This is a genomic window from Streptomyces tardus (assembly GCF_018101125.2).
Taxonomy (GTDB): domain Bacteria; phylum Actinomycetota; class Actinomycetes; order Streptomycetales; family Streptomycetaceae; genus Streptomyces; species Streptomyces tardus.
Genome location: NZ_JAELVF020000004.1, coordinates 25,349 through 35,909, shown reverse-complemented (window position 1 = coordinate 35,909; position 10,561 = coordinate 25,349). Strand labels below are relative to the sequence as shown.

The 10,561-nt window shown below is 73.0% G+C and carries 7 protein-coding genes; 6 read left to right on the top strand and 1 reads right to left on the bottom strand.

Going from position 1 to position 10,561, the window contains the following annotated elements:
- Positions 1-8: 8 nt before the first annotated feature.
- Complete coding sequence (locus JGS22_RS22775) at positions 9-2,990, bottom strand: ATP-binding protein (RefSeq protein ID WP_211042576.1); 2,982 nt, start codon at positions 2,988-2,990, stop codon at positions 9-11.
- A 328-nt stretch (positions 2,991-3,318) separates the two neighbouring features.
- Here JGS22_RS22775 and JGS22_RS22770 point away from each other — a divergent pair, with 328 nt between their 5' ends.
- The 6 genes from JGS22_RS22770 to pabB all read left to right on the top strand — a co-directional run bounded on the left by JGS22_RS22770 (position 3,319) and on the right by pabB (position 10,541).
- Complete coding sequence (locus JGS22_RS22770) at positions 3,319-4,695, top strand: glycosyltransferase (RefSeq protein WP_211042577.1); 1,377 nt, start codon at positions 3,319-3,321, stop codon at positions 4,693-4,695.
- A 59-nt stretch (positions 4,696-4,754) separates the two neighbouring features.
- Positions 4,755-5,813 (top strand): DegT/DnrJ/EryC1/StrS family aminotransferase, encoded by a 1,059-nt coding sequence (locus tag JGS22_RS22765; RefSeq protein ID WP_211042579.1) that lies wholly within the window; start codon positions 4,755-4,757, stop codon positions 5,811-5,813.
- 116 nt (positions 5,814-5,929) lie between these two features.
- On the top strand, positions 5,930-7,111 hold the full coding sequence (locus JGS22_RS22760; protein ID WP_216815121.1) for a cytochrome P450: 1,182 nt from the start codon (positions 5,930-5,932) through the stop codon (positions 7,109-7,111).
- A 78-nt stretch (positions 7,112-7,189) separates the two neighbouring features.
- Positions 7,190-7,384 carry a ferredoxin gene (locus JGS22_RS22755; protein ID WP_216815120.1) on the top strand — a complete coding sequence of 65 codons (195 nt, stop codon included), beginning with the start codon at positions 7,190-7,192 and terminating at the stop codon, positions 7,382-7,384.
- Between the two features lie 66 nt (positions 7,385-7,450).
- Positions 7,451-8,209, top strand: coding sequence for a thioesterase II family protein (locus tag JGS22_RS22750; RefSeq protein WP_211041573.1), 759 nt, complete (start codon positions 7,451-7,453; stop codon positions 8,207-8,209).
- A 205-nt stretch (positions 8,210-8,414) separates the two neighbouring features.
- Positions 8,415-10,541 (top strand): aminodeoxychorismate synthase component I, encoded by a 2,127-nt coding sequence (pabB, locus tag JGS22_RS22745; RefSeq protein WP_211041574.1) that lies wholly within the window; start codon positions 8,415-8,417, stop codon positions 10,539-10,541.
- Positions 10,542-10,561 lie beyond the last annotated feature (20 nt).

Here is a 10,561-nt window from a genome sequence, read left to right as displayed (position 1 = left end):
CGATTATCTTAGCTACGCATGGGAACGGGGTTGCCCCGTGCTACGCGATCTTCTTCTCGCCGACGCGCCTTGTTCTCCGGAGTTCTCCGGAGTTCTCCGGATCGGACGCCCACCCGGGGGAGAACGGGCGGCGGCCCGCCCGCGCGCAGTGTCTCCGTCAGATCGCGGCGCCGGCCGACGCCCAACTTGCGGTAGACACTGGTCAGATGGAGCTCCACCGTACGAACGGTCACGAACAGGGATTCGGCGACCTCGCGGTTGCCGGCTCCGGAGGCGACCAGACCGGCCACCGTGCGCTCGGTGCCCGTCAGCATGTCCAGCGGTGACGCGGTGATCTCCCGCATCCGGCCGCCCGCCTCGACCAGGTCCTCCCTGGCCTCCCTGGCGAGAGCCACGCAGCCGCCGCGCCGGGCCAGTGCGACCGCCTCCCGCAGATGACCGCGCGCCTCCCGCATCGATCCGCCCGCCAGCGTCGCCCGCCCGAGCAGCAGCAGCGCCCGCGCGTGCTGGGCCCGCGCCGGTGAACCCTCCAGCAGGGCGACCGCCTCGCGCAGCAGCGCCATTCCGGCCGGGCCCGGCGTGGCGGCTCCGCGGGCCAGGGCCGCGTACCCGAGTGCGCGCGCAGTGCCCCACTGCTCGGCCAACGGTGCGCCGTGGGCGGCGACTTCGCCGGCCTCCTCGACCCGTCCGAGCCCGGCCAGCAGGCAGGCCGCCTCCAGCCACCAGGGGGCGAAGACCGGGTTGCGCAGCCCCGCCGCCTCCAGCGAGTCGCCGCAGCTGCGGTACGCCGCCAGCGCCCCTTCGGGATCACCGGCGACCGCCCGGACCCGGCCACGCGCCATCAGGTACCAGTGGTACTCCCAGACGAAGCGCTCCAGCCGGGGCCGTCTGACGGCGGTGAGGGAATCCTCGGCCCGTGCCGCCTCCCCGCGTTCGGCGAGGGCTGCCGCGTACGCGGTGTACGGCCTGACCGCGCTGTCGTCCCCGCGTTCCTCCCCGAGTATCTCCAGTGAGCTCTGGGCGTCCGCCAGCGCGTCCGCGACCGCGCCGTTCTCCAGGCGGTACAGCGAGCGGGTGGCGAGGGCGAGCCCGTACGTCCGCACCGCGGCGGTGTCCCGGCTGCCGCGCAGCACCGTCTCCAGCGCGGCGTCGGCGGCGCGGTTCTCGTCCGCGAGCGAGAGGGCGAGCGAGGCGGGCAGCAGCGACGACGGGCCCAGCGGGACGCCGGGCGCGCGCAGCGCACGGCGCGCCCTGCGTACGCTCTCGGCGGCGGGATGACGGCCGTCCACTGCCGCGAGCACACCGAGCATGGCGAGCTGCTGGCGCTGGGCGGGGGTGTCGCCGGGCGGCGGGGTGAGGCCGGCGGTGCGGCGCAGGACGTCGGGGAGGGTCGACTTCTCGTCGGCGCCGACGATCAACAGGGCGGACTCCGCGAGGGTGCGCAGTTCGCGGTCGGCCGGCTCGGGGGCGCTTCCCAGTTCCCGGTCGAGGTCGTTGAGCGCCCGGGTCAGGACCCGGGCCCCGTCCGGGGACCGCTGGACGCTGAGACAGGTGAGGGCGAGCCGGACCGCCGTCGCAGCACGGGCGCGGACGTCGGTGGTGCGGGCGTGCGCCTCCTGCAGCAGACCGACTGCGCGCTTCGGATCGGTCTCGGCGAGGGCCTTGCCGAGCCGGGCCGGCACCTCCGGGTCGTCCGGGTCCGCCTCCCGCACCCGTTCCAGGTAGCGGGCGGCGGCCTCGGCGGCGCCGCGCTGCTCGGCCCGGGTCGCGGCGGCTCTCAGTACGGAGGTGGCCCAGGCGTCGCCGGGCCCCGGCACCGCGAGGAGCTGGACGGCGGTTTCCTCGGGGCAACGCCCGATGTCGCTGAGCAGCCGGGCGGCGCGCAGCCGCAGCCGGGCCACGCCGGCGGCGCCGAGCGAGTCGAGCACAGCGGCGCGCACCAGCTCGTGGACGGGGTCGCGGCGGCCCGTCCGGACCAGCCCCGCCCGTCCGAGGATCTCCACGCCCTCCTCGACGTGCAGGGCGGAGAGTCCGGCGAGGGCGGCGAGGTGGTCGGTGTCCTCGGCGCCGAGGACGGCAAGTGCGAGCAGCACCTCGCGAACCCAGCCGGGCTGGTTGGCGAGCACCCCGTGCACGGAGGCGGCGACGACCTTCCCACCGGCCTCGGTGATGCGCCGGGCGCCCTCCTCGTCGGGGCCGAGCCCCGCGGAGCGCAGTTCGCTCAGCAGCCGTACGACCGCCAGCGGGCTGCCGCCGGTGACGGAGACGAGCCGACCGACGAACGCCGGCTCGGGCCGGTCCCCGGGAAAGTGCCCGGCGGTCAGCTCGGCCACCTCCGAGGCGTCCAGCGGGCCCAGGCGCAGCGATTCCGGCAGATGGTGGGCAGCCAGGTCGGCGAGGGCGTCGGGGGCCGCGACTCCGGCCTCCGTACGGTGGGCGGCCACCACCAGCAGCGGCAGTCCGTCGGCCCGGCGCAGCAGGAAGTCCAGCCAGTGCAGGGAGCGTTCGTCGCACCAGTGGGCGTCGTCCAGGACCAGGACCAGGGGGCCCTGGGCCATGAGGTTGACGGCGAGTCGGTACAGGCCCTGGAGGAGCGAGAAGGTGTCGGGCGCGGCGCCGGGGTGGTCGGGGTCCCCGGGGTCGGTGACGAGGGCGGACAGCGCGCGCCGGGCGCCGCCGTCCAGGAGCGGTGAGGTGCGGCCCTTGCGGCTGGTCAGTCCGAGCCGGCCGCACAGTGCGCGGACCCCGCTGTAGCCGGTGGCGACGTCGGCGGCGCGGCAGCTGCCGTGCAGGACGGTCATTCCGGCGAAGGGGCCGTCGGCGGCGGCCCGCAGCAGGGCGGTCCTGCCCACGCCGGCCGGGCCGTCCACGAGCACCAGCCGGGGCCGACCCACGCGCGCGGCGGCGGCGTGCCGGGCCAGGGCCTCCATCTGACGGGCCCGTCCGACCAGTGGTGGTGCGGAGGTGACGGCACTGGCCCGATCGCTCACTTGCTCTCCCTCACGCCTCGACACGGCCCGGTACGGCGGCCGGTGACCGGGGGCGCGGGCAGCCCCGCCGCCGGCGGTGATCACCGGCCATCAGACGCACTTGCCCTGCCGGAACCTCATCTACGCACACTCCGGGGCCCGCAGGAGGCGCCGGAGCCGAAGTCTAAGGATTTCCCCGGTGGCCGACATGAGATCAAGTGAGGGTGCGGTCGGCAATGCCCGTGTCCGACTCCGGCCGGCGCACCGCACGACTTCCGCGCCCGTTCCCAGGTGACCGGCGGACCGCGGCGACCCACGGCAGTCACTTCGTGAAAGGGCGTTCCCTCCAATGACCTCCGCCGCCCGGCCGATCCTCTTCGTCAGCCTTCCCGAGAGCGGGCTGCTCAACCCGTTGCTGGTGCTTGCCGGGGAGCTGGCCCGACGGGGCGTCCCCGACCTGTGGTTCGCCACCGACGAGCACCGGCGCGGCGACGTGGAGGCGCTCGGCGACGCGTCGCCGGTTTCGTTCGCCTCGCTGGGCGAAGTGGTGTCCGAGCTGTCCGCGGTGACCTGGGACGACGAGGTGTACCGCGAGGTGACCCAGTCCTCCCGGTTCAAGGCGCACCGCGCGGTGGTCCGGCAGTCGTACAAGCCCGCGCTCCAGGCCCGCAAGTACCGGGAGTTGGAGAAGGTCGTGGACGAGGTGGACCCGGCGCTGCTGGTCGTCGACTGCGTGGCCGGTTTCGCCGTCGACCTGGCACTGGCCCGAAACATCCCGTACGTGCTGAACGTTCCGTTCGTCCCCAGCAACGTCCTGACGTCGCACAACCCGTTCGGCACCTCGTACACCCCGAAGAGTTTCCCGGTCCCGAACTCCGGGCTGCCGCAGCGGATGTCGGCACGGCAGAAGCTGGACAACGCCCTGTTCAAGTGGCGCACGCTGGGCATGTTCCTCCACCCGGACATGGGCAAGGTGCTGCGGGAGGACGCGGCGATCCGCAAGGAGCTCGGCATCGCCCCGCCCAACGCGATGACCCGTGTCGACAGGGCGGCGGCCGTGGTCTGTTCGTCCGTCGCGGAGCTGGACTACGCCTTCGAGATCCCGGAGAAGGTGAACCTGGTGGGGGCCCTGCTGCCGCCGCTGCCGGAGGCACCGGACGACAACGAGGTGTCCGGCTGGCTCGACCGGCAGTCCTCGGTGGTCTACATGGGGTTCGGCACCATCACCCGGCTCACCCGCGAGGAGGTCGGGGCCCTGGTGGAGGTGGCCCGGCGGATGGCGGACACCCATCAGTTCCTGTGGAAGCTCCCCGCCGAGCAGCAGCATCTGCTGCCGGCCGCCGAGTCACTGCCCGCGAACCTGCGGGTGGAGAACTGGGTGCCCTCGCAACTGGACGTGCTCGCCCACCCGAAGGTCTCCGCGTTCTTCTCCCACGGCGGCGGAAACGCCTACCACGAGGGCGTCTACTTCGGTAAGCCCCAGGTGGTGCGTCCGCTGTGGGTGGACTGCTTCGACCAGGCGGTCCGAGGCCGTGACTTCGGCATCAGTCTGACCCTGGACAAGCCGCACACCGTCGACCCCGACGACGTGGTCGACAAGCTGACCCGCGTCACCGCCGAGCCGTCGTTCCGCGAGCGGGCCGAGCGGCTCGGCGCCCTCCAGCAGGCGGCCGGTGGCCGCAAGACCGCCGCCGACCTCGTGCTCGGCCTGCTCCCCTCGGCGTGAGCACCCAGCGCCCGCCCGACCCCATCCCGCGTGAGCCCAGCGACAGCAGCGAGGACTTCATGGACTTCACCCACCCCGTCTCCCGGCCGAGTCTGGACGGCCGCGAACTGGAGTACGTCACCGACGCCGTCTCCAGCGGCTGGATCTCTTCCCAGGGCCCGTACGTCCAGCGGTTCGAGGAGGCCTTCGCCCGGTGGAACGGGGTCGCCCACGGCGTCGCCTGCTCCTCGGGCACCTCCGCCCTCACCCTCGCGCTGCGCGCGCTGGGCATCGGACCGGGCGACGAGGTGATCGTGCCGGAGTTCACGATGGTGGCGTCCGCGTGGGCCGTCACCTACACCGGCGCCACCCCGGTCTTCGTGGACTGCGGTGACGATTTGAACATCGACGTCACCCGCATCGAGGAGAAGATCACCCCGCGCACCCGGGCGATCATGCCGGTGCACGTCTACGGCCGGCGCTGCGACATGGACGCGGTGATGGACCTCGCGCACCAGTACAACCTGCGGGTGGTGGAGGATTCGGCGGAGGCGCACGGGGTGCGTCCGGTGGGCGACATCGCGTGCTTCTCGCTCTTCGCCAACAAGATCATCACGGCCGGCGAGGGCGGTGTCTGTCTCACCGAGGACCCGCGCCTGGCGCAGCAGATGGCGCATCTGCGGGCGATGGCCTTCACCCGCGACCACAGCTTCCTGCACAAGAAGCTGGCCTACAACTTCCGGATGACGGCCATGCAGGGCGCCGTCGCCCTGGCCCAGGTGGAACGGCTCGACGAGATCCTCGCCACCCGCCGGGAGATCGAGGCCCGCTACGACGCGGGCCTCAAGGACCTTCCCGGCATCACGCTGATGCCGGCCCGCGACGTGCTGTGGATGTACGACCTGCGCGCCGAGCGCCGGGAGGAGCTCCGCGCCCATCTCGACGCGCGCGGTGTGGAGACCCGGCTGTTCTTCAAACCGATGAGCCGCCAGCCCGGCTACCTCGACCCGGTGTGGCCGACCCTCAACGCCCACCGGTTCAGCGAGGACGGCCTCTACCTGCCCACGCACACCGGACTGACCGCAGCCGACCAGGAGTACATCACCGGCGCCGTCCGGGAGTTCTGCACCGGGAGCTGATCCCTGGGCCCGCCGCGGCGGGCCCCGCACCCGCCCGCCACCGGGCCCGACCGGGCCCGGTCCGCCGACCCCAGTACGAGACCCGCCGACCGCGGGACGAGAAACAAGGAGCGGACATGACGACCAGCCCCGGCCCCACGGTGGTCGACTTCCCGTTGCGCACGCCCGAGGAACCGCTGCCGCTTTCCCAGTACGCCTCCCACCGGGAACAGAGCGGCCTGGTCAGGTCCTATCTGCCGAACGGCATGCCGATCTGGCTGGTCACCCGGCACGAGGACGTGCGCGCGGTGCTCACCCACCCCAAGATCAGTGCCAACCCCGACAACGAGGGGTTCCCCAACGTCGGCGCGACGATGGGCGTTCCCAAGCAGGACCAGATCCCCGGCTGGTTCGTGGGACTCGACTCCCCCGAGCACGACCGGTTCCGCAAGGTCCTCATCCCCGAGTTCACCGTGCGCCGGGTCCGCGACCTGCGGCCCGCCGTGGAGCGGACCGTCGACGAGCGCATCGACGCCCTGCTGGCCGGCGGCAACACCGCGGACCTGGTGGAGGACTTCGCGCTGCCGGTGCCGTCCCTGGTCATCTCCTCGCTGCTCGGAGTGCCCTCCGCCGACCGCGACTTCTTCGAGTCGCGCACCCGCACCCTGGTCGCCATCCGCACCTCCACCGACGAGCAGCGCGCCACCGCCACCCGCGAGTTGCTTCGCTACATCAACCGGCTCATCGCCATCAAGGACAAGTGGCGCGGCGACGACCTGATCAGCCGGCTGCTCTCGACCGGCCAGCTCAGCCACGAGGAACTCTCCGGCGTCCTGCTGCTCCTGCTGATCGCCGGGCACGAGACCACCGCGAACAACATCGGCCTCGGGGTGGTGACGCTGTTGTCCAACCCCGAGTGGATCGGCAGCGACCGGGTCGTGGAGGAGCTGCTGCGGCTGCACTCGGTGGCCGACATGGTCGCGCTGCGGGTCGCCGTCGACGACGTGGAGATCGCCGGGCAGCGGATCCGCAGGGGCGAGGGAATCGTGCCGCTGATCGCCGCCGCCAACCACGACACCGAGGCCTTCGGCTGTCCGCACGCCTTCAACCCGGAGCGCACCGAGCGCCGGCACATCGCGTTCGGCTACGGCGTCCACCAGTGCCTGGGGCAGAACTTGGTCCGGGTCGAGATGGAGATCGCCTACCGCAGGCTGTTCGAGCGGATTCCGACCCTGGAACTGGCCGTCCCGATGGACGAGTTGGCGTTCAAGTACGACGGGATTCTGTTCGGCCTCCACGAGCTGCCGGTGCGCTGGTGACCACCGGCACCCGGGTGGGGCCGGACGGTCCCGGTCCCACCCGGACGTCCCCCACCCGACCCCGAGGAGCCAACGATCATGCGTGTCACCGTCGACAGGGACCAGTGCGTCGGAGCGGGCCAGTGCGTACTGAACGCGCCCGACGTCTTCGACCAGGACGACGACGGCGTCGTCGTCCTGGTGACGGATGAGCCCGGCGTCCAGGACCGGGACGCGGTCCGCGCCGCGGGAGACCTGTGTCCGTCCCGCTCGGTCACCGTCCACGAGGACTGACACCCGCCGCCACGACCCCCGGCCGGCGGGCCCCCGCCGGCGCGTACCACTGAAGGGACACACACCGTGACCACCGCAGTTGACGAGATCGCGGCCCGCTGGCTGCGGCGCTACCACCCGGCCGACGCCGACGCGGTCCGGCTGGTCTGCTTCCCGCACGCCGGCGGTTCCGCCAGCTTCTACCACCCGGTCTCGGCGCGGTTCGCGCCGACCGCCGAAGTGATCTCGCTCCAGTACCCCGGCCGCCAGGACCGGCGCAAGGAACCCTGCGTGGCGGACCTCGGCACGCTCGCCGACCTGATCACCGAACAGCTGCTCGCGCTGGACACTCGGCCCACCGTGTTCTTCGGGCACAGCATGGGCGCCGCCCTCGCGTTCGAGACGGCGTGGCGGCTGGAGCAGAAGGGTGCGGGCCCCCGCGAGGTCCTCGCCTCCGGGCGCCGTGCCCCGTCCACCACCCGCGCCGAGGAGGTCCACCTCCGCGACGACGACGGCATCGTGGCCGAGATGAAGCGCCTCAACGGCACCGCCGCCGGTGTCCTCGGCGACGAGGAGATCCTGCGGATGGCGCTGCCCGCGCTGCGCGGCGACTACCGCGCCATCGAGACGTACTCCTGCCCCGCCGACCGCCGCGTGGCGTGCGACCTCACCGTGCTGACCGGCGACGCCGACCCGCTCACCACGGTCGCGGAGGCCGAGCGCTGGCAGGACCACACCACGGGCGGGTACCAACTGCGGACCTACGCGGGCGGCCACTTCTTCCTCGTCCAGCACCTCGCCGCGGTCCAGGCCGAGATCGCCCGCGCACTCGCCCCCGCCTCCTGAGCGTCCGGCCCGGGGGTGGTGCGGGGCCGCCTCCCGGGCAGGCGCTGGAGCCGTGACCGAAGCACACCGACCGGCGCCGTGCCCGAGCACGTCCGCCTCGGCCGTGGCCGCCGCGCGGCAGGAGAACCGCCCGCGGCCGGACGGCACCCCCGTCCGTCGCCTCCCACGTCACTTTCCGCTCACGCGCCTCCTGGACAAGGACACCATGCGCACACTTCTCGTGGACAACTACGACTCCTTCACCTACAACCTCTTCCACTACCTGTCCCGGGTCAACGGGCGGGAGCCGGAGGTCATCGCCAACGACGACCCCGCCTGGCGGCCCGGACTGCTCGACTCGTTCGACAACGTCGTCCTCTCCCCCGGCCCCGGCACCCCGCACCGCCCCGCCGACTTCGGCCTCTGCGCCGAGATAGCCGGCGAGGGCCGCCTCCCGGTGCTCGGCGTCTGCCTGGGCCACCAGGGCATAGCACTCGCCCACGGGGCGCGCGTGGACCGCGCACCGGAACCCCGGCACGGCAGGACCTCCGCGGTGCGGCACGACGGCACCGGACTCTTCGAAGGGCTGCCGCAGCCCCTGGAGGTGGTCCGCTACCACTCCCTGGCCGTCACCGACCTGCCGCCGGACCTCGAAGGCACCGCGTTCTCCCCCGACGGCGTGCTGATGGCGCTGCGCCACCGCACCCTGCCGTTGTGGGGCGTGCAGTTCCACCCCGAGTCGATCGGCACCCGCGAGGGCCACCGGCTGTTGGAGAACTTCCGCGGCCTCACCGAACGCCACGGCCGCCCCCGCAGCCGCGCCGCCGCGCCCACCGCTCGACCGATCGCCTCCGAACCGGCCTCACCGGTGCGGGAGTTGCGGGTCCTCGTCGAGCAACTCCCTGCCCGCTTCGACCCCGAAGTCGCCTTCGACACCCTCTTCCGGGGCGGCGAGCACCCGTTCTGGCTCGACAGCAGCCGCCCCGACGACCGTCTCGGCCGGCTCTCCGTGCTGGGCGACGCCTCGGGCCCGCTCGCCAGGATCGCCAAGGCCGACGTCACCGCGGGCACCGTCACCGTCACCGAAGGCGGCGCCACCCGTACCGTCGACAGCCCGTTCCTGACCTGGCTGGAGCAGGACCTCGCCGGAATGCGCACCGAAGTGGCCCCACTGCCCTTCGAGTTCGCCCTCGGCTGGGTCGGCTACCTCGGCTACGAGCTCAAGGCCGAGTGCGACGGCGAGGCCGCGCACCGCTCGCCCGACCCCGACGCCACTCTCGTCTTCGCCGACCGAGCCCTGGTCGTCGACCACCACAGCGACACCGGCTACCTGCTGGCGCTCTCCGAGGACGGCCACGAGGACGCGGCACGCGCCTGGCTCACCGAAGCCGCCGACGCCCTGCACGGCATCGCGGGACAGCGGCCCGGCCCCTGCGCCGAGGCCCTGGAGTGCACCACGGGGCCGGTGGAGCTGCGCCACGACCGGGACGCCTACCTCAAGCTGATCGACGTCTGCCAGCAGGAGATCGCCGCGGGCGAGACCTACGAGGTCTGCCTCACCAACATGGCGGAGACCGACACCGACCTCGACCCGTGGCAGGCCTACCGAGCGCTGCGCCGCGTGAGCGCGGCACCGTTCGCCGCGTTCCTGCACTTCGAGTCGGTCGCGGTGCTCAGCAGCTCCCCCGAGCGCTTCCTGCGCATCGACCGGCACGGCGCCATGGAGTCCAAGCCCATCAAGGGCACCCGGCCGCGCGGCGCCACCCCGGAGGCCGACGCGCTGCTCGCCGACGACCTCGCCACGTGCGAGAAGGACCGCGCCGAAAATCTGATGATCGTCGACCTGGTCCGGCACGACCTGGGCCGGTGCGCGGCGGTCGGCTCGGTCGTCGCCGACCCGGTGTTCCAGGTGGAGTCGTACGCGAGCGTCCACCAGCTCGTCAGCACCGTGCGGGCCAGGCTGCACGCCGACAGCAGCCCGGTGGCCGCGGTGCGGGCGGCGTTCCCCGGCGGGTCGATGACCGGCGCCCCGAAGATCCGCACCATGCAGATCATCGACCGTCTGGAGGGCGGCCCCCGCGGCGTCTACTCGGGCGCCATCGGCTACTTCTCGCTGACCGGCTCGGTCGACCTGTCCATCGTCATCCGCACGATGGTCCTCAGCGGCAACCGGCTGCGCTACGGCGTCGGCGGCGCCGTCATCGCGCTCTCCGACCCGGCCGCCGAGTTCGAGGAGACGGCCGTCAAGGCGACCCCGCTGCTGCGGCTGCTGGGCGCCGGGTTCCCCGGCCGCGACGCCCCCGACGACACCGCCCGGCCCCCGGGACGCGCGCAGGAACCGGCGCTTCCCTAGGGCCCGTTGCCGCGGTGCGG

What these genes read in the sequence shown, in the direction of transcription:
- JGS22_RS22770 (WP_211042577.1), top strand. Translation starts at nt 3,319, where the DNA reads ATGACCTCCGCCGCCCGGCCGATCCTCTTCGTCAGCCTTCCCGAGAGC.
- JGS22_RS22765 (WP_211042579.1), top strand. Translation starts at nt 4,755, where the DNA reads ATGGACTTCACCCACCCCGTCTCCCGGCCGAGTCTGGACGGCCGCGAA.
- JGS22_RS22760 (WP_216815121.1), top strand. Translation starts at nt 5,930, where the DNA reads ATGACGACCAGCCCCGGCCCCACGGTGGTCGACTTCCCGTTGCGCACG.
- JGS22_RS22755 (WP_216815120.1), top strand. Translation starts at nt 7,190, where the DNA reads ATGCGTGTCACCGTCGACAGGGACCAGTGCGTCGGAGCGGGCCAGTGC.
- pabB (WP_211041574.1), top strand. Translation starts at nt 8,415, where the DNA reads ATGCGCACACTTCTCGTGGACAACTACGACTCCTTCACCTACAACCTC.